This is a genomic window from Pseudomonas sp. FW215-R2 (assembly GCF_058789255.1).
In genome coordinates, this window is record NZ_JBYTBO010000001.1 from 339,221 (window position 1) to 358,489 (window position 19,269).

Consider the following 19,269-nt stretch of genomic DNA (forward strand, 5'->3'; position numbering starts at 1 on the left):
TGTTTTCAGCCGAAAAGCCCTTAAAAAGTTGTTTCAAGCACTTTCATGTCTGTAACAGGAAGGTTACCGGGCCATCGTTGACCAGGTGCACCTGCATATCCGCGCCGAATCTACCTGATGCCACAGTGCCATGCATCTGTTTCGCTTTGCTTAATAGATAGTCGAACAATTCCTCGCCCAGAGCCGGAGGGGCAGCGGTCGAGAAACTCGGGCGCAACCCGCTTTTGGTGTCGGCAGCCAGGGTGAACTGAGAGACCAGCAGCAACCCGCCGCCCACATCCGCCAAAGACAGATTCATCTTGCCTTCGGCGTCACTGAATACTCGATAGTTAAGCAGCTTATGCAGAAGTTTGTCGGCGCTGGCCTGCGTGTCGTCGGGTTCGACCGCCACCAGCACCAGCAATCCCTGATCGACGCTGCCGACCACCTCACCCGCCACTTCGACCCGCGCGCCTTTCACGCGCTGCAAAAGACCCTTCATGCTTCTTCGGGCGGCAGGTCGAGCAGGCGCCGGGCCATGTTGCTGGCAGCACGCACCAACGCATCGGTGATGCCCGGTTCGGACGCGGCGTGACCGGCGTCGCGGATCACCTGCAGCTCGCTGTTCGGCCAGGCCTGATGCAGTTCCCAGGCATTGTCGAGCGGGCAGATCACGTCGTAGCGGCCGTGGATGATCACACCCGGCAGGTGGGCGATCTTGCCCATGTCGCGAATCAACTGGTTCGGCTCAAGGAAAGCGTTGTTGGTGAAGTAGTGGCATTCGATCCGCGCAATCGACAAGGCGCGCTGCGGCTCGGAGAAACGGTCGACCACCAGCGGGTTCGGCCGCAGGGTCGCGGTGCGCCCTTCCCAGGTCGACCAGGCTTTGGCCGCGTGCATCTGGGCGATCTGGTCGTTGCCGGTCAGGCGTTTGTGGAACGCGCTGAGCAGGTCATCACGCTCGTCCAGCGGGATCGGCGCGATGTAGTCCTGCCAGTAATCGGGGAACAGACGGCTGGCACCGGCCTGGTAGAACCATTCGATTTCCTGCGGGCGGCAAAGAAAGATCCCACGCAGGATCAGACCATGGACGCGCTCCGGGTGGGTCTGCGCATAAGCCAGCGCCAGGGTCGAACCCCAGGAACCGCCGAACAGCACCCATTTCTCGATGCCCAAGTGTTTGCGAATGCGCTCGAGGTCTTCGACCAGATCCCAGGTGGTGTTGTTTTCCAGGCTGGCGTGCGGGGTGGAGCGACCGCAACCGCGCTGGTCGAAGGTGACAATGCGATACAGGTTAGGATCGAAGTAGCGACGGCTCTGGGCATCGCACCCGGCACCGGGACCACCGTGGATGAACACCACCGGCAAACCTTCCGGTGAACCGCTTTCGTCGACGTACAGCGTATGGGTGTCGTCGACGGCCAGATCGTGCCGTGCGTGAGGTTTGATCTGCGGAAACAATGTCTGCATTGCGTGCTCCGTAAGGGGTCGAGGTCATCCCTGGGGGGACTTCTATTATTCTGCCGTCCGGCATCATAAACCCGATTTACGTCAATGAGCATGCCCGTGCACTGTCACAATTTGTCAGCCATGAACCCCAGCAGGCTTTCGTAGAGACGATCGACTTCGGCGACCTGATGCCGCGCCCGCAGACAGCCATGCACCAGCCCTTCACCGTAATACAACGCGGCCTCGCCCCCGGCGGCGGCGAGTCGTTCGGCGTAGCGCACCCCGTCGTCGCGCAACGGATCGAACTGCGCCACGGCGATCCAGGCCGGGGGCAATCGGCTGACGTCATCGGCGAGCAACGGCATGGCCCAGGCATTCGGTTGCGTCGAGCCACGCAGGTACAACGCGTGATAACAGTCGACATCGCTGCTGGTCAGTAGTGGCGCATCGGCGCATTCGCTACGTGACGGCAGATGTTCGTCGCCGCCCAGTCCGGGATAGATCAGCACCTGAGCGCCGGGCAGAGGCTCGCCGGTATCGCGCAAGGCCAGGCACAACGCGGCGGCGAGATTGCCACCGGCGCTGTCGCCGGCCACCAGCATCCGCTCGCGGTCGAAGCCGAACGATCCGTCGCGCAGGGCACGCCAGACACTCAGGCAATCGTCGAACCCGGCGGGAAACGGATGCTCCGGCGCCAGCCGGTAATCCACCGCCACCACCATCGCCCCGAGCGCCACGGCCAGTTCGCAGCAGATGAAGTCGTGGGAATCCAGCCCTCCGACCACCCAGCCACCGCCGTGCAGGTACACCACACAGGGCGGTAACGCCACGGGTGGGCGATAGGCGCGGACCGGCACCGCGCCCAATCGAAAGTCCTCTACCTCAAGCCCTGCCGGTCGCGGTGGAGTGAACGCCCGGCACATCTCGTCATAGCCCCGGCGCAATCCAGCAAGGCTGCTGTCATCGCTGGCGAAGCTTTCGGTCCTGGCGACAAACGCCGCCATCGCCGGCGACAGTGGATAAGTACCCATCAGTTTTTCAGACTGGCCTGAACCGTGGCCACGCCATCCTTGCCGTCGAAACTGCTGACACCCGCCAGCCAGCGCTGCAAATCTTCCGGGTGCTCACGCAGCCAGTTCTTTGCCACTTCCTGGGGTGTCTTGCGCTCCATGATCGGCACCATCAACTGGCTTTCCTGAGCGGCGGTGAAGGTCAGGTTTTCCAGCAGTCGATGGACGTTGGGGCAGCGCTCGGCATAGTCCGGCGCGGTGACGGTGGAAACGGTGGCGGCGCCTTCGTTCGGGCCGTAGACATCGTCGCTGCCGGTCAGGTAGGTGATTTTCATGTTGATGTTCATCGGGTGCGGGGTCCAGCCGACGAACACCACGAATTCCTTGCGGTTCACCGCCCGCTGCACGGCGGCAAGCATGCCGGCCTCACCGGATTCGATGATCTTGAAATCCTTCAGACCGAAATGGTTGGTTTCGATCATGGTCTTGATCGTGGTGTTGGCGCCGCTGCCGGGCTCGATGCCGTAGATCTTGGCGCCGAGCTGGTCCTTGAACTTCGCGATGTCACCAAAGGTTTTCAGCCCCGCCGCCGCAACGTAGTCCGGCACCGCGAGGGTCGCCTGAGCATCCGCCAGGCTTGGCTTGTCCATCACTTTGACTTGATTGGCAGCGAGGAACGGCGCGATGTTCTTGTCCATCGCCGGTTTCCAGTAGCCGAGGAAGATATCCAGACGCTTGTCGCGGATGCCGGCAAAGATGATTTGCTGCACGGCGCTGGTCTGTTTGCTTTCGTAGCCGAGACCATTGAGCAATACGTCGGCCATGCCGCTGGTGGCGATCACGTCGGTCCAGTTGACCACGCCCATGCGCACGGCCTTGCAGGAAGCGTCGTCATTGGCCATGGCGCCGGCGCTGAGCAGCGCACTGCCGGTGAGGATTAACGCACAACGAGTGAACAGTTTTTTCATGTGGGATCGTCTCGTGCGGCAGCGGGTTATTGTTCGGATCGGTGTCTTCTTGCACCGTGGCCGAAACATTACGCAGCAGACGAGACGGAAAAGCGACCTGTGGCGACCGGGATTTGCACGGTGGCGACAGGCGCTCTCCAAAACAGACTCAGTTGTAGTGCTTTTCGCCCCAGGCGAGCAGCCCTTGCAGCAACTCCTTGAGCACCACCCGCGTCGGCTCCGCCAGGTCGGCGCGGTAGCGGAACGGTTCGAACTCTTCCATATAGGTGCACTGGCCCAGTTCCAGTTGCACGGCGTGGATGTTCTCGGCCGGGTTGCCGTAGTGACGGGTGATGTGGCCGCCCTTGAAGCGTCCGTTCAGCACATGGCTGTAATCGCCGTGGCGTGCGCAGATCGCTTCCAGTTGCGTGGCCAATTGTGGATCGCAGCTGGCGCCGTTGAAAGTGCCGAGGTTGAAGTCCGGCAGCTTGCCGTCGAACAGGTGCGGGATCACCGAACGGATCGAGTGCGCATCGAACAACAGTACGTAACCGAACTCGGCCTTCAGCCGCGCCAGCTCTTCCTGCAAGGTGCGGTGGTACGGCGTCCAGATCTGCTCCAGGTACGTCGCACGTTCTTCTTTCGACGGTTCCTTGCCCTCCTTGAACAACGGAATGCCATCGAACAGCGTCGCCGGGTACAGCCCGGTGGTGGCGCCCGCGTACAACGGTTTGTCGTCGGACGGCCGGTTCAAGTCGATGACGAACCGCGAGTACTCGGCCGCCAGCGTGCTGGCGCCCAGTTCGGCGGCGAAGTCGTAGAGCTGCGGAATATGCCAGTCGGTGTCCGGCAGGCTTTTCGCGTCCGGGATCAATCCGGCCTCGACCACCGGGGTCAGGCGCACACCCGCGTGGGGCATGCTGATCAGCAGCGGCACACGACCTTGTTTGAAGTTCAGAACCTTATCCACAACCGTTCTCCTACAGACTTGATTCAACGCCGTGACGCACGACGCGTTTGTCCAGTTCACCACCGAGCCAGTACGCCAGATCCGCCGGCCGGTCGATGTGCCAGGCGACGAAATCCGCCACCTTGCCGACTTCCAGCGAACCGTGGGTATCGGCCATGCCCAAGGCTTGCGCCGCATGAATCGTGGCGCCGGCCAGGGCTTCTTCCGGGGTCATGCGGAAACAGGTGCAGGCCATGTTCAGCATCAGGCGCAACGACAGCGCCGGCGAAGTGCCGGGGTTGAGGTCGCTGGCGATGGCGATTTTCACCTTGTGCTTGCGCAGGGCTTCCATCGGCGGCAACTGGGTTTCACGCAGGAAGTAGAACGCACCCGGCAACAACACCGCGACGGTGTCGGATTCGGCCATGGCGATGGCGTCGGCTTCGTCCATGAACTCCAGATGATCGGCAGACAATGCGTGATAACGCGCAGCCAGGCTGGAGCCGTGCAGCGACGACAGTTGTTCGGCGTGCAACTTCACCGGCAGGCCGAGTTTTTGCGCGACGATGAACACCCGCTCGACTTGCTCCGGGGAGAACGCCAGGTATTCGCAGAACGCATCCACCGCATCCACCAGGCCTTCGGCGGCCAGCGCTGGAAGCATTTCGGTGCAGATGTGATCGATGTAATCGTCAGCGCGATCCTTGTATTCCGGTGGCAACGCGTGAGCCGCCAGACAGGTGCTGCGCACGCTGATCGGCAATTCGTCGGCAAGGCGGCGGATGACCCGCAGGATCTTGCGCTCGCTGGCCAGGTCGAGGCCGTAGCCGGATTTCATTTCGACCGTGGTCACGCCGTCGCGCATCAGGCTTTTCAGGCGTTTGGCGGCGCTGGCGAACAGTTCATCTTCCGACGCTTCGCGCGTGGCGCGCACGGTGCTGGCGATGCCGCCGCCGGCCGCTGCGATCTCGGCGTAGCTGACGCCTTGCAGGCGTTTCTCGAACTCACCGCTGCGGTTGCCGCCGAACACGGTGTGGGTGTGGCAGTCGATCAGGCCGGGGGTGACCCACGCGCCTTGCAGATCGTTGACCGCCGGGTATTCGCCCGACGGCAATTGAGTGCGCGGGCCGATCCACTCGATGTGTGCACCGGACGTCACGATGGCCGCATCCTCGATGATCGAGTAGACGCCTTGCGCCATGGTTGCGACGTGGCAGTGTTGCCAGAGGGTTTTCATCCCAGGTCCTCGTCTAGTGATCGTTCCCACGTCGAGGCGTCGAACCGTCTGCGTGGGAACGATCAGTGGATAGGGTTAAAGGCTCGGCAGCAGTTTCGCCGGAACCAGTTCAGTCAGAATGCGCGAAGCCAGCAGCTCGGTCGCTGCATTGATGTCCGGCGCAAAGAAGCGGTCCTTCTCATAGAACGGCACTTCGCGACGCAGAATTCCCCGGGCCTTTTCCAGCTTGGTGGAAGTCTTCAGACCGTTGCGCAGATCCAGACCTTGCACCGCCGCCAGCCATTCCACCGCGAGAATCCCGCGGGTGTTTTCGGCCATTTCCCATAGACGCTTGCCGGCAGCCGGAGCCATCGACACGTGGTCTTCCTGGTTGGCGGAGGTCGGCAGGCTGTCCACCGAATGCGGATGGGCCAGTGCCTTGTTCTCGCTGGCCAGTGCGGCAGCCGTCACCTGGGCAATCATGAAACCGGAGTTCACGCCGCCATTGGCCACCAGGAACGGCGGCAGTTGCGACATGTGCTTGTCCATCATCAGCGAGATGCGACGCTCGCTCAGGGAGCCTATTTCTGCAATGGCCAGGGCCATGTTGTCAGCAGCCATGGCGACGGGTTCGGCGTGGAAGTTGCCGCCGGAAATCACGTCGCCTTCAGCGGCGAATACCAACGGGTTGTCGGACACCGCGTTGGCTTCGACAGCCAGCACTTCGGCGGCCTGACGGAACTGGGTCAGGCACGCGCCCATGACTTGCGGCTGGCAGCGCAGCGAGTACGGATCCTGAACCTTTTCGCAGTTCTGGTGCGAGTCGGAGACTTCACTGCGCTCGCCCAGCAGATCGCGGTAAGCGGCAGCGGCGTCGATCTGGCCTTTCTGGCCACGGGCAGCGTGGATACGCGCGTCGAACGGCGAGCGCGAGCCCAATACCGCTTCAACTGTAAGGCCGCCCAGCGCCAGTGCACCGGCAAACAGGTCTTCACCTTCGAACAGGCCGCGCAGCGCGAATGCGGTAGAGACCTGAGTACCGTTGAGCAGCGCCAGGCCTTCCTTCGCCGCCAGTGTCAGCGGGGTCAGACCGGCGACTTTCAGCGCTTCGGTCGCTTCCATCCACTCGCCCTTGTAGCGCGCCTTGCCTTCGCCCAGCAGTACCAGCGACATGTGCGCCAGCGGTGCCAGGTCACCGGATGCGCCGACCGAACCTTTCAACGGAATGTGCGGGTAAACCTCGGCATTGATCAGGGCGATCAGCGCATCGATCACCACGCGGCGGATGCCGGAGAAACCACGGCTCAGGCTGTTGACCTTGAGCACCATGATCAAACGCACCAGCTCATCGCTGATCGGCTGACCAACGCCAGCGGCATGGGACAGCACCAGCGAGCGCTGGAGGTTTTCCAGGTCTTCGCTGGCGATGCGGGTCGAGGCCAGCAGGCCAAAACCGGTGTTGATGCCGTAGGCAGTGCGGTTCTCGGCGAGGATCTGCTCGACGCAGGCGACGCTGGCTTCGATCTGCGCCGAGGCGCTGTTGTCGAGGGTCAGCTTGACCGGGTTCTGGTAGACGTCACGCAGTTGGGCCAGGCTCAGTTGGCCGGGGATCAGGTTCAGCGCAGTCATTTAAATGCTCCTTTTGAGAGTTTGTTATGAACTACCAGTCGCTCCGGAGCATTCCGTTATCCGTCGCCTCTCGTCTTTTGGACGATCCGCGCCTTGGCACGCTGGTATGGGCAGTTGTCAGTGCAAATTCGGCAGTACGTTGTGCAGCAAATCCGAGTCCTTCAACACGCTCGCGGCAGCGGCGATATCCGGCGCCAGCCAGCGGTCCTGATCGTAGGCCGGGACTTTCTCGCGCAGCAGTCGCCACGCCACATCGGTGCCGGCGCCGAAGCGTTGTTCCTTGAGGAATTCAAACGCCTGAGCCGCCAGCAGGTACTCGATGGCGAGGATCTGCGTGCAGTTTTCCAGTGCGCGGTGCAGCTTCAGCGCGGCGTTGGTACCCATGCTCAGGTGGTCTTCCTGCAGGCCCGAAGTGACGTAGTTGTCGAGCACCGCCGGTTGCGCCAACTGGCGGTTTTCCGCGCACAGCGATGCGGCGACGTATTGCACGATCATCATCCCGGAGTTCACCCCCGGATTGGCCACCAGGAAGGCCGGCAGACCGCTGACGTGCGGGTTGATCAGACGATCCAGACGCCGCTCGGCAATCGAGCCGATTTCGGCCATCGCGATGGCCAGCAAGTCCGCCGCCAGCGCGACCGATTGACCGTGCGGGTTGGCCTGGGACATTACCCGGAAGTTGTCCGGTGTGCCCAGCAGCAACGGGTTGTCGGTGCAGCCGTTGAGCTCGGTTTCGATCTGTTTGATCGCGTGTTCCAGTTGATCGCGCGCGGCGCCATGCACCTGCGGGATCGAACGGATGCTCAGCGCATCCTGGGTGCGAATGCCTTTGCTCGTCGCAATCACTTCGCTGCCATCGAGCAACGCACGCAGATTGACGCCGACCTGTTGCATGCCCGGGTGCGGCTTGAGCGCGATGATCTCGGCGTCGAACGCGGCGATCTGGCCGCGCTGCGCTTCGAAACTCATGGCACCGACCACGTCCGCCCATTGCACCAGACGCGTGGCATCGGCGATGGCCAGGCAGCCGAGACCGGTCATGCACGGCGTGCCGTTGACCAGGCACAAACCGTCCTTCGCGCCGAGTTGCACCGGTTGCAGGCCTTCTTCGGCCAGCGCTTGCTGCGCAGAGACAACCTGCCCGCGATAGCTGACATTGCCGACGCCCAGCAGCGCGATACCGATGTGCGCCATGTGGGTCAGGTAACCCACCGAACCCTGCGACGGCACTTGCGGGGTGATGCCTCGATTGAGCAGCGCCAGCAGCGCTTCGACCACTTGCCGATGAATCCCGGATTTGCCGTGGCTGTAATTGCGGATCGCAGCGCACATGATGGCGCGGGTCTGCTCGTCGGCCAGCACCGGGCCGACGCCGCAGGCATGGCTGAGCAAGGTGTTGCGCGACAACTGACTGAGCTGCTCGCCCTGCAGCGAGACGTTGGACAAACCGCCCAGCCCGGTATTGACGCCATAAGCACGTTCGCCGCTGGCAACGATGCGCTGGACGATGCCCTGAGCATTTTCGATGCGCGCCCAGGTCTGGGCCGACAGCTCGAGCTGCGCGCCGTGACGGGCTACCGCGACCACATCCTGCCAACGCATCGGGGCGTCGGCGATAACGATTTTTTCAGCCTGGGACATCTAAAACCTCTTTAACCTGATCGTCACGGAATGCATTCCCACGCAGACGGTTCGACGCCTCGACGCGGGAACGAACCTCAAACCACCGCCGCCCGCCGCTGCACGAAGCGGTCGACATACTCGTCCGCCGGCGAGTGCAGGATCTCTTTCGGCGTACCGACCTGGATCAGGCGGCCGTCCTTGAGGATCGCGATGCGGTTGCCGATGCGCACAGCCTCGTCGAGGTCGTGGGTGATGAAGACGATGGTCTTGTGCAGGGTCTTTTGCAGCTCCAGCAACTGATCCTGCATCTCGGCGCGGATCAGCGGATCGAGGGCACTGAACGCTTCGTCCATCAGGATGATGTCGGTGTCCGCCGCCAGGGCGCGGGCCAGGCCGACACGCTGGCGCATGCCACCGGAGAGCTGGTGCGGGTATTTGTTTTCGTAGCCTTTGAGGCCCACGGTGTTGATCCAGTGCAGTGCACGTTCGGCGCACAGCTGCTTGGTCTCGCCGCGCACTTTCAGGCCGTAGGCGACGTTGTCGAGCACGGTCTTGTGCGGCAGCAGGCCGAAGCTCTGGAACACCATGCTGATCTTGTGCCGGCGAAATTCGCGCAGGGCTTCCATGTCGTATTGCAGGATGTCCACGCCGTCCACCAGGATCGCGCCGCTGGTCGGGTCGATCAGGCGATTGAAGTGGCGCACCAGCGTGGATTTGCCGGAGCCGGACAGGCCCATGATCACGAAGATCTCGCCGGTGCCGATGCTCAGGGACAAGTCGTTGACCCCGACCACGCAACCGGTTTCGTTCAGCACCTGATCCTTGGTCTTGCCCTGGCCGACCATCGCCAGGGCGTCCTTGGCGCGGTTGCCGAAAATCTTGAAGACGTTTTTGACTTCGATCTTGCTCACGGTTGCGTTGTTCATTTGCTCACCTCATGCCGTGGCCGACCATACGCCTGGGTAATGCGGTCAATGACCACTGCGAGAATCACGATCGCCAGACCGGCTTCAAGACCACGTCCGACGTTGAGGGTCTGAATGCCCACCAGCACATCTTCACCCAGGCCACGGGCGCCGATCATCGAGGCAATCACCACCATCGACAGGGCCATCATGGTGGTCTGGTTGATCCCGGCCATGATGCTCGGCAGGGCCAGCGGCAGTTGCACGCCGAACAGCTGCTGCCAGCGGTTGGCGCCGAAGGCGTTGATGGCTTCCATCACTTCACCGTCGACCTGGCGGATGCCCAGATCGGTCAGGCGGATCAGCGGTGGTGCGGCGTAGATCACGGTGGCGAAAATCGCCGGCACCTTGCCCAGGCCGAACAGCATCAGCACCGGAATCAGGTACACGAAGCTGGGCATGGTCTGCATGATGTCGAGCAGCGGCATCAGGATCGAACGCAGGCGATTGCTGCGCGCCGAGAGAATCCCCAGCGGCACACCGATCAGCACCGAGATGACCGTGGCGACCATCATCAGCGCCAGCGTTTGCATCAGTTTGTCCCACAGGCCGACGGCGCCGACCAGGAACAGCAAACCGACGATCACGGCGGTGGTCACGACTTTGCGCGTGGCGTGCCAGGCAACGCCCGCGACGATGGCCAGCATCAACCACCACGGTGCTGCGCGCAGCAGGCCTTCAAGGTTGACGATGGCCCACAGCAGGGTGTCGGAGATATGGCGGAACACGTCGCCGTAGTTGGTGACCAGCGCATCGACCCAACCGTTGACCCAGTCGGCGATGGAAAACGTAAAGCGTTCGGGAAACATAAGAGACTCTCAATCAAGGGGTTGCGATCAAGCGTCCGACTGCCGTTGCCGGCAGCCGGTGAAGCTCGACCTACAAGGCCGCGTCGATTTTCTTGGCTGCGTCGTCGCTCACCCATGCGTGCCAGACTTCAGGATGTTCCTTCAGGAAGATCTTGGCCAGTTTTGGCGACTCGATCCGCTCCTTGGTCATGCGACCCAGGTTCTGGTTCAGCAGGTCGATCGGCAGGTTGACCTTTTCCAGCACGGCCACCAGCTCAGGCGCTTGCTCGTGGAAGGTCTTGGACAGGCCGACCTTGATGGTCACGGTCTTGTCGACGCCCGGTTTCTCTTCCAGTTTGACCGCGTCGATCTGGCCCATCAGCGGGGTTGGCGACCAGTAGTAGAACAGAATCGGCTCGCCACGCTTGTAGCTCGACAGCACCGCCGCATCCAGCGCCGGGCCGGTGCCCGGGCGGAAGTTGGTGTAGGTGCTTTCCAGGCCGTAGCTTTTCAGCATTTCGCTGTTGTCCAGCTCGCAGGTCCAGCCGGCCGGGCAGTTGTAGAAACGGCCCTTGGACGGCTCTTCGGCATCCTTGAAGATTGCCGAGTATTTGCCCAGGTCAGCGATGTTTTTCAGGTCCGGAGCCTTGGCTTCGATCTTGCGCTTGGCATCGCCTTCGATCACGTAGCGCGGCACGTACCAGCCTTCAATCGCACCGACGACCGGCGCGCCGACACCGACGACCTTGCCGGCCTTCTCGGCCTTGTTCCAGACCTCGCTGCGGCCGACCCACTCTTCGGCGAACACTTGAATATCGTTGCTGCTCAGGGCGTTTTCCATGGTGATGGAGTTGCCCGGCAGGCTGTCGGTCTTGCAGTCGTAACCTTTCTCCAACACGACTTGCAGCACGTCGGTCAGCAACATCGCGCTTTCCCAGTTCAGGCCGGCGAATTTCACCGGTTTGCCGGATTCGCACCAGCCGGCAGCCTGAGTGGCGCCGGCACTGGCCAGCAGGCCCATGGACAGCAGTGTGGTCAGCAGGGTCTTGTTCGATTTCATTGTTGTGACGCTCCTAATCATGAGTTGGCTTACGGCAGTCAAGAGGCATCCAGCCCTGTCCACGTCCAAATCAGGCCTGCGCCGCAGCGCGACCGGCCCCGCTTGCTTTAGGTTGTACAACGCTGTTCTGCTCGACCGGCAGAATCAGTTGATCGGGCACGCTGCCGTGCCATTTCTTTGCGCACACGTAGTACAGCGCGGCAGGCAACACCAGGCCGATGATCCACGAGATATCCACATCACCCAGCGCGGCCACCAGCGGACCGGTGTAGAACTTGGTGGAAATGAACGGCAGCTGCACCAGCACACCGAACACGTAGACGCTGATACCGAGGAGGTTCCAGCGGCCGTAGCGACCGTTCGGATCGGCCAGCGCCGGTACGTCATAGCGCTCGCGGGTGATGCAGTAGTAGTCCACCAGATTGATCGCGCTCCACGGCGTGAAGAACGCCAGCAGGAACAGGATGAAAGACTTGAACGCCCCGAGGAACGAGTGCTGGCCGAGCAGCGCCATCAGCGTCGCCGCACCCACGATGACCAGCACGAACACCAGACGCTGCATGCGCGTTACTTTCAGGTCACCACGGAAACCGCTGATGATGGTCGCAATGCACATGAAGCTGCCGTAGGAGTTCAGGGTGGAGATGGTCACCTTGCCGAACGCGATGCTGAAATACAGCAGCGCAGCGGTGGCACCGGTCCCGCCCAGGCCGACGATGTAAGCCACTTCATGACCGGCGAACTGGCCGTTGGCCGAAGCCGCCGCGAACACGCCGAGGATCATCGCCACCTGCGCGCCAATCACCGAACCGGCACCGGCAGCGAAAAAGGTTTTCACCGAGGAAACCTTGCTCGGCAGGTAGCGCGAGTAGTCCGCCACGTAAGGGCCGAAGGCGATCTGCCAGGACGCTGCCAGCGACACCGCCAGCAGGAAACTGCTCCAGCTGAAGTGGCGGATTTCCAGAAGTGCACCGACGTCCACCTGACTCAGCAGACGGCTGAACAGATAAACAAAAGCAATCACGCCAATGGCACTGGCAATACGGCCGATCCAGTGGATCACCCGATAGCCGAGCACCGTGACCACGACGATGACGCTGGCGAAAAGAAGGATGCCGACAGTGTCACTGACACCAAACAACTGGCCCAGCGCCTGACCCGACAGCACGGTGCCGGTCGCGGTGAAGCCCAGGTACATCAGGCACACCAGCACGATCGGAATCGCCGCGCCATAAACCCCGAACTGCACACGGCTGGAGATCATCTGCGGCAGGCCCAGCTTCGGACCTTGTGCCGCGTGCAGCGCCATGACACCGCCGCCCAGCAGTTGACCGATCAACAGACCGATCAGCGACCAGAACACATCACCGCCCAGCACCACGGCCAAGGCCCCGGTGACGATTGCGGTGATTTGCAGGTTGGCACCCATCCACAGGGTGAACTGACTGAATAGACGACCGTGTCTTTCCGCTTCCGGGATGTAGTCGATCGAACGCTTTTCGATCAACGGTTTGTTGCTTGCACGATCGGTGTTGCCAGCCATGATTCAACCTCTGTGGATTGTTCTGGATTTTGTTGTTGTATTGGCTTGAGCGGGAGCGAGCATGCTCGCTCCCGCCGGTTTTTTATTTACCGGTGATCATCGGCAGGTTCAGCCCTTGCTCCTTGGCGCAGTCGATGGCGATCTGGTAACCAGCGTCGGCATGGCGCATCACACCGGTGCCCGGGTCGTTGTGCAGCACACGAGCGATACGCTCGGCCGCTTCGTCTGTACCGTCGCAGACAATCACCATGCCCGAGTGCTGCGAGAAGCCCATGCCGACGCCGCCACCGTGGTGCAACGACACCCAGGTCGCGCCGCTCGCGGTGTTCAGCAGGGCGTTGAGCAGTGGCCAGTCGGAGACGGCATCGGAGCCATCCTGCATCGATTCGGTTTCACGGTTCGGGCTGGAGACCGAGCCGGAGTCGAGGTGGTCGCGACCGATCACGATCGGCGCCGACAGCTCGCCGCGACGGACCATTTCGTTGAACGCCAGGCCGAGCTTGGCGCGTTGGCCCAGGCCGACCCAGCAGATACGCGCCGGCAGACCCTGGAAGCTGATGCGCTCGCGGGCCATGTCCAGCCAGTTGTGCAGGTGCGCGTCGTCCGGGATCAGCTCTTTGACCTTGGCGTCGGTCTTGTAGATGTCCTGCGGATCACCCGACAGCGCCGCCCAGCGGAACGGGCCGATGCCACGGCAGAACAGCGGACGGATATAGGCCGGTACGAAACCCGGGAAGTCGAAGGCGTTTTCCACGCCCTCTTCCTGAGCCATCTGACGGATGTTGTTGCCGTAGTCGAAGGTCGGGATGCCTTGCTTCTGGAAGTCCAGCATGGCTTTGACGTGGACGGCCATCGATTGCTTGGCGGCTTTGATTACAGCGGCCGGTTCGGTCTTGGCGCGGGCGCGGTATTCGTCCCAGGTCCAGCCGGCCGGCAGGTAACCGTTCAATGGATCGTGGGCGCTGGTCTGGTCGGTGACCATGTCCGGGCGCACGCCGCGACGGACCAGTTCCGGGAGGATTTCCGCAGCGTTGCCCAGCAGCGCGATGGAGATCGCCTTGCCTTCTTTGGTGTATTTGGTGATGCGCGCCAGGGCGTCGTCGAGGTCTTTGGCTTGCTCGTCGACGTAGCGGCTTTTCAGGCGGAAATCGATGCTCACCTGCTGGCATTCAATGTTCAGCGAGCAGGCACCGGCCAGGGTCGCGGCCAGCGGCTGAGCGCCACCCATGCCGCCGAGGCCGGCGGTCAGGACCCAGCGGCCCTTGAGGTTGGAGTTGTAATGCTGGCGACCGGCTTCGACGAAGGTTTCGTAGGTGCCCTGGACGATGCCCTGGCTGCCGATGTAGATCCAGCTGCCGGCGGTCATCTGGCCGTACATGGCCAGGCCCTTGGCGTCCAGTTCGTTGAAGTGTTCCCAGGTCGCCCAGTGCGGCACCAGGTTGGAGTTGGCGATCAGTACGCGCGGCGCATTGCTGTGGGTCTTGAACACGCCGACCGGCTTGCCGGATTGCACCAGCAGGGTCTCGTCGTCGTTCAGGTTGGTCAGGCTTTCGACGATCTTGTCGTAGCACTCCCAGTTACGCGCGGCGCGGCCGATGCCACCGTAGACCACCAGCTCTTTCGGGTTCTCGGCCACTTCCGGGTCGAGGTTGTTCATCAGCATGCGCAGCGGCGCTTCGGTCAGCCAGCTCTTGGCGGTCAGCTTGTTGCCGCGCGATGCACGGATTTCGACGTCACGATATTTTGTAGGCTTATTGTCAGTCACGAAAAAGACTCCTCAGCGATCAATTCAAACCAACCCTGGCGATGGGCAAGCGGCTTGTGCGCTTCAATGCGCGACAAGCGAATCAGGGACGCTGCGGAGAACCTCTAACGACTCATACGCATACGTCTTTACTTGTACATACAAGCATATGCAATCGAGCGGCCAACTTGTTGGAGGACTGTTCAACAAAATGCCGGGCACGGCTGGAGGACGCCTGAATCAAGGGTTGTGGCGTGTATGAATTTTTTCGCCGGGTTGGTTTGAGCAAGCGGGAGGCGGGTTCATGAGCGTGGTTTTGCGCCACGCTGGGGCGTTCGGTAACAAGTTGGTGCGCGTTCGGGAACGTCGGGATGAAAAAAACCGCCGCTCTCAACAGCCCTTCCAGGCATTGTTCAAAGCGGCGGTTTTTAAGGGGCCGATCAGTGTGCAGTCAGTTCGATCACACAGCAGCCCGCGTTGACGGCGATTTCCACCAGACCGGTGTTACCGTCCAGTTGCAGGCAATCATGCCGGCCGAGTTGCGAAGCGCTGTCACCGACCGTCACTTCCAGCAACTCGCTGACGCTGAAGACGAGAACGGTGCCGGCGGAGCTGAAGAACCGTTGCTCGCCATCCAGCCACTGCAAACGCGCGCTGTAACGCTGCGGTGCGTAGATCAGGTTGAAATCGCGGATCGCGCCGCCGAGCAAGGTGCAGGACACCTGGCTTTCGCCGCTGAAGGCAAACGGGTCGAGGGGTAACAGCGGCCGAGTGTCGTCACCGTCGACACACAAGGTCATGCCGTCGCCCTGCAACACCGTGATCACCCGCTGATAACCGGTGAACGTCGAGAAGCCGCCGGATTCGGCGATGTCGGCAATCGACAGACGCCAGCCGAAACCGTCGAGACCGGCACCGGCGTCACGGGTGATTTCCTCGGTGCTGCCGCCGCCGTTTTTCCACGGCATGCGCGGGTAGCCTTCGGCGCGTAGAACCTTCAACTCGCTCATTTATGCTCTCTATTTATGCTTTTTATTTATGAAACCGACCTTCCAGACGATGACGGGAACCGGGGTGGATCAGACGCGCCGCCGTCACTGGCTGACGGCCCGACCACGTACGGCGACGAATCAGCAGGCACGGCTCGCCTTTTTCGATCTGCAGCAATTTGCATTCGGTCGGCTCGGCGAGGATCGCTTCGACCACATGCTCGCCTTCGGTCAGCGGCGCAACCTGGTTGAGGTAGGCGTAAGGCGTTTGCAGGGTGAAATCCTGCTTGAGGTATTCCGGAGCGACCAGCGCGTTGACGAAGCGGTCTTCGATCTGCACCGGAATATCGTTTTCGTAATGCACGATCAGCGAGTGGAACACCTTCTGCCCTTCGCGCATGTCCAGCGCCAGGGCGCGCTCGGAACCGGCGGCCTCTTCTTCCAGGGTGATCACCTGGCAGGTGTGGCGATGGCCACGGGAGGCGATTTCGTCGGCGATGTTGTGCACCTCGAACAGCGCGGACTGGCTCTTCGGTTCGGCGACGAACGTGCCGACGCCCTGCATGCGCACCAAGAGGCCGTCGGCGGTCATTTCCCGCAGCGCTCGGTTGATGGTCATGCGGCTGAAGCCCAACTGGCTGACCAGCTCGCTTTCCGACGGCACGCGGTAATGCGGCGGCCAGTTACCACTGTCGATCTGCTGGGTGATCATCTGTTTGACGCGGGCGTACAAGGGCGCCGGACTGTCGCCCATGTTCGCGGCCAACGGAGAGACTGGAGGCGGAGTCGGCACGGTGGATCCCTGTTCATTGGATAAGGTTGCTAGCTTGCCGGAGTTTACCGGGCAGGCAAACGTCTGTATATGTATATACAAATAACACACGATGGGGTGCTGAACCATGTCCGCCTTCTTTGCCGAACGCGCGCTGCTGCCTAACGGATGGGCCAACAATGTACGTCTCGAGGTCAGCGCCGAAGGCGTATTGACCCGAATCCAGGCCGATTCCACCGCAGAAGGCGCCGAACGGCTGAGCGGTCCGCTGCTGCCGGGGATGCCGAATCTGCACTCCCACGCGTTCCAGCGAGCGATGGCCGGGCTGGCAGAAGTGGCCGGCAATCCCAACGACAGTTTCTGGACCTGGCGCGATCTGATGTACCGGCTCGTCGGAAAAATCAGCCCGGACCAACTCGGCGTGATCGCCCGCCAGCTGTATATCGAAATGCTCAAGGCCGGTTACACCTCGGTCGCCGAATTCCATTACGTCCATCACGATCACAACGGTCAGCCGTATGCCGATCCGGCCGAGCTGGCGTTGCGTATCAGCCAGGCCGCCAGCTCCGCCGGCATCGGCCTGACGCTGTTGCCGGTGCTCTACAGCCACAGCGGTTTCGGTGGCCAGACGCCAAACGAAGGTCAGCGTCGCTTCATCAACAGCACCGAAAACTACCTGAAACTGCAATCGCGCCTGCAACCGCTGCTGGCTCAAGAAAAGGCTCAGTCGCTGGGATTGTGTTTCCACTCGTTGCGCGCGGTCACCCCACAGCAGATCAGCGAAGTGCTGGCGGCCAGCGACAAGCAATGCCCGGTGCACATCCACATCGCCGAACAGCAGAAGGAAGTCGACGACTGCCTGAGCTGGAGCGGTCGCCGCCCGCTGCAATGGCTGTACGAAAACACCGAAGTCGATCAGCGCTGGTGCCTGGTGCACGCGACCCACGCCAATCCGGAAGAAGTCACGCTGATGGCCAAGAGCCGCGCCATCGCCGGTCTGTGTCTGACCACCGAAGCCAACCTTGGCGACGGGATTTTCCCGGCGGTGGATTTCCTCGCTCAGGGCGGACGCATGGGTATCGGCTCCGACAGCCATGTGTCGTTGAGCGTGGTGGAAGAATTGCGCTGGCTGGAATACGGCCAGCGTCTGCGCGATCAGCGTCGCAACCGTTTGTACGGCGCGGATCAACCGATGGTCGGCCGCACCTTGTATGACGCGGCGCTGGACGGTGGTGCTCAGGCGCTGGGCCAGCCGATCGGTGCACTGGAAGTCGGCAAACGCGCCGACTGGATTGTGCTCGATGGCAGCGATCCGTATCTGACCACGGCCAGCGGTGACGGGATCCTCAACCGCTGGCTGTTTGCCGGTGGCGACCGTCAGGTGCGTGACGTGCTGGTCAACGGTCAGTGGGTCGTTCGTGACGGGCGACATGCCGGGGAGGAGGACAGCAATCGCGCCTTCACCCAGGTCCTGCGAGACCTTTTGGGCTGACACAAAAAAACCTGTGGAGGGCAACCTCCACAGGTTTTTTGTTGCGCGTCAGTTGGACGTCTTGGCCATCTGTTGATCCGATGCGCGCCAGATCAACCGCGTGGTGTCATAACCCTGCTGACGCGCCTTGCTCAGCAGTTCTTCGCGCACCACACCGTTGACGGTCGGCGTGCGGGACAACAGCCACAGGTAACGTCGGCTCGGGTCGCCAACAATGGCGGTCTTGTAGTCGTCACTGACGTACAGCACCCAGTATTGACCCTTCGCCGAACCCGGAATCAGCCGCGAGAACCAGGTATCAAACTCGACCCACAACTTGTCGGTCTTGCCCGGCACCTGTGGATAAGCCGTGCCCTTGACCTCTTCCCACTGCCAGTCCTTGGTCAGGCAACGGTTGAACACGCCGAGGTTGCCGTCAGGCTGGAGGCTGTAGCGGGCTTCGGATTGCGCACAGTTGCGCTGGAAATACATCGGCAGCCGCGCCAACTCGTACCAGGTGCCCTGGTAACGCTTGAGATTGACGCTGTGGACTGTCTTGGGCGCCAGCGGATCTTCACCGGTCGTGGCGCAGCCGGCCAATACCAGGCCGGCAAAAAGGACAAGCAATAACCGCTTCATTGTTTTTCTCCCGTGGGCGCGTAGCCCCGGTTTACTTCAGGCCTTGGCCGGAAAACATCAACACTTTGTCACCGGCGTACTGCACGCTGATAAAGCTGTTCTTGTCGCCCCAGGTGCAACTGGACATGCCGAGCGCGCCCGAGCAATCGGTGGGCTTGCCGAGCAGCGTCTCCACTTCGGCCTTGGCCATCCCGGCCGAGAGCTTCGAGTAGTTTTCCTGATTGACCTTGCTGCATGCGGCCAACAGCACGCAAAACGACAGAAGGGCGATAGATCGCAGCGACATGGTGTAACTCCTGGAACGGAAGGGGGATGGCATGGCGCCAACCAGAAGCTTAGAAGAGAAAACCCCTGTCTGGTTCCCTGGGCACATGGCTATTTGTTAGCCCGCTCGTCCGGCTTTCATCAGCAAATCAGACACTTTGTAGGGCTATTGAGCATTTCGTCGCCTTTCGCAAAAGTCGCCTAATCTTTGGCGCGCCGCGGTCGAAATAAG

Annotated in this window: 18 protein-coding genes; 1 reads left to right on the forward strand and 17 read right to left on the reverse strand. The window is 61.7% G+C overall.

The window, feature by feature from the left end:
• Nucleotides 1–43: 43 nt before the first annotated feature.
• The 15 genes from dtd to hutC all read right to left on the reverse strand — a co-directional run bounded on the left by dtd (nucleotide 44) and on the right by hutC (nucleotide 16,645).
• Nucleotides 44–481 (reverse strand): D-aminoacyl-tRNA deacylase, encoded by a 438-nt coding sequence (dtd, locus tag AC3WRD_RS01455; RefSeq protein ID WP_065260939.1) that lies wholly within the window; start codon nucleotides 479–481, stop codon nucleotides 44–46.
• Entirely contained in the window at nucleotides 478–1,449 is a 972-nt protein-coding gene (gene pip / locus AC3WRD_RS01460) for a prolyl aminopeptidase (protein ID WP_096819940.1), read from the reverse strand. The genes dtd and pip overlap by 4 nt, the downstream gene beginning before the upstream one ends.
• A 104-nt stretch (nucleotides 1,450–1,553) precedes the next feature.
• A complete protein-coding gene (locus AC3WRD_RS01465; protein ID WP_102620218.1) occupies nucleotides 1,554–2,459 on the reverse strand; it encodes an alpha/beta hydrolase in 906 nt (301 codons plus the stop codon).
• Nucleotides 2,459–3,406: a choline ABC transporter substrate-binding protein gene (locus AC3WRD_RS01470; RefSeq protein ID WP_102620219.1), complete on the reverse strand. Its 948-nt coding sequence runs from the start codon at nucleotides 3,404–3,406 to the stop codon at nucleotides 2,459–2,461. Before AC3WRD_RS01470 ends, AC3WRD_RS01465 begins: the two co-directional genes overlap by 1 nt.
• Nucleotides 3,407–3,554: 148 nt before the next feature.
• The gene (hutG, locus tag AC3WRD_RS01475; protein WP_102620220.1) at nucleotides 3,555–4,355 is read right to left on the reverse strand and encodes an N-formylglutamate deformylase; all 801 of its coding nucleotides are present in this window, start codon (nucleotides 4,353–4,355) and stop codon (nucleotides 3,555–3,557) included.
• 10 nt (nucleotides 4,356–4,365) lie between these two features.
• Nucleotides 4,366–5,571, reverse strand: coding sequence for an imidazolonepropionase (hutI, locus tag AC3WRD_RS01480; RefSeq protein ID WP_096819944.1), 1,206 nt, complete (start codon nucleotides 5,569–5,571; stop codon nucleotides 4,366–4,368).
• Between the two features lie 75 nt (nucleotides 5,572–5,646).
• Entirely contained in the window at nucleotides 5,647–7,179 is a 1,533-nt protein-coding gene (gene hutH / locus AC3WRD_RS01485) for a histidine ammonia-lyase (RefSeq protein WP_492574060.1), read from the reverse strand.
• Nucleotides 7,180–7,296: 117 nt separating this feature from the next.
• Nucleotides 7,297–8,820 carry a histidine ammonia-lyase gene (gene hutH / locus AC3WRD_RS01490; protein WP_102622794.1) on the reverse strand — a complete coding sequence of 508 codons (1,524 nt, stop codon included), beginning with the start codon at nucleotides 8,818–8,820 and terminating at the stop codon, nucleotides 7,297–7,299.
• Nucleotides 8,821–8,897: 77 nt separating this feature from the next.
• Complete coding sequence (locus AC3WRD_RS01495) at nucleotides 8,898–9,728, reverse strand: quaternary amine ABC transporter ATP-binding protein (protein WP_102622793.1); 831 nt, start codon at nucleotides 9,726–9,728, stop codon at nucleotides 8,898–8,900.
• Complete coding sequence (locus AC3WRD_RS01500; RefSeq protein WP_096819948.1) at nucleotides 9,725–10,576, reverse strand: ABC transporter permease; 852 nt, start codon at nucleotides 10,574–10,576, stop codon at nucleotides 9,725–9,727. The genes AC3WRD_RS01495 and AC3WRD_RS01500 overlap by 4 nt, the downstream gene beginning before the upstream one ends.
• Before the next feature lie 70 nt (nucleotides 10,577–10,646).
• Nucleotides 10,647–11,615 carry an ABC transporter substrate-binding protein gene (locus tag AC3WRD_RS01505; RefSeq protein WP_096819949.1) on the reverse strand — a complete coding sequence of 323 codons (969 nt, stop codon included), beginning with the start codon at nucleotides 11,613–11,615 and terminating at the stop codon, nucleotides 10,647–10,649.
• Between the two features lie 70 nt (nucleotides 11,616–11,685).
• Nucleotides 11,686–13,158: a purine-cytosine permease family protein gene (locus AC3WRD_RS01510; protein WP_102622792.1), complete on the reverse strand. Its 1,473-nt coding sequence runs from the start codon at nucleotides 13,156–13,158 to the stop codon at nucleotides 11,686–11,688.
• A gap of 82 nt (nucleotides 13,159–13,240) precedes the next feature.
• Nucleotides 13,241–14,923, reverse strand: coding sequence for a urocanate hydratase (gene hutU / locus AC3WRD_RS01515; RefSeq protein WP_492574059.1), 1,683 nt, complete (start codon nucleotides 14,921–14,923; stop codon nucleotides 13,241–13,243).
• A 419-nt stretch (nucleotides 14,924–15,342) separates the two neighbouring features.
• Entirely contained in the window at nucleotides 15,343–15,912 is a 570-nt protein-coding gene (locus AC3WRD_RS01520) for a HutD/Ves family protein (protein ID WP_096821981.1), read from the reverse strand.
• A 22-nt stretch (nucleotides 15,913–15,934) separates the two neighbouring features.
• The gene (hutC, locus tag AC3WRD_RS01525; RefSeq protein WP_173861404.1) at nucleotides 15,935–16,645 is read right to left on the reverse strand and encodes a histidine utilization transcriptional repressor HutC; all 711 of its coding nucleotides are present in this window, start codon (nucleotides 16,643–16,645) and stop codon (nucleotides 15,935–15,937) included.
• Nucleotides 16,646–16,790: 145 nt separating this feature from the next.
• Here hutC and AC3WRD_RS01530 point away from each other — a divergent pair, with 145 nt between their 5' ends.
• A complete protein-coding gene (locus tag AC3WRD_RS01530; RefSeq protein WP_102622653.1) occupies nucleotides 16,791–18,155 on the forward strand; it encodes a formimidoylglutamate deiminase in 1,365 nt (454 codons plus the stop codon).
• A gap of 48 nt (nucleotides 18,156–18,203) precedes the next feature.
• Here the strand turns inward: AC3WRD_RS01530 and AC3WRD_RS01535 are convergent, their stop codons facing one another.
• Entirely contained in the window at nucleotides 18,204–18,773 is a 570-nt protein-coding gene (locus AC3WRD_RS01535; protein WP_102622652.1) for a lipocalin family protein, read from the reverse strand.
• A 31-nt stretch (nucleotides 18,774–18,804) separates the two neighbouring features.
• Nucleotides 18,805–19,059 carry a hypothetical protein gene (locus AC3WRD_RS01540; protein WP_007952486.1) on the reverse strand — a complete coding sequence of 85 codons (255 nt, stop codon included), beginning with the start codon at nucleotides 19,057–19,059 and terminating at the stop codon, nucleotides 18,805–18,807.
• Nucleotides 19,060–19,269 lie beyond the last annotated feature (210 nt).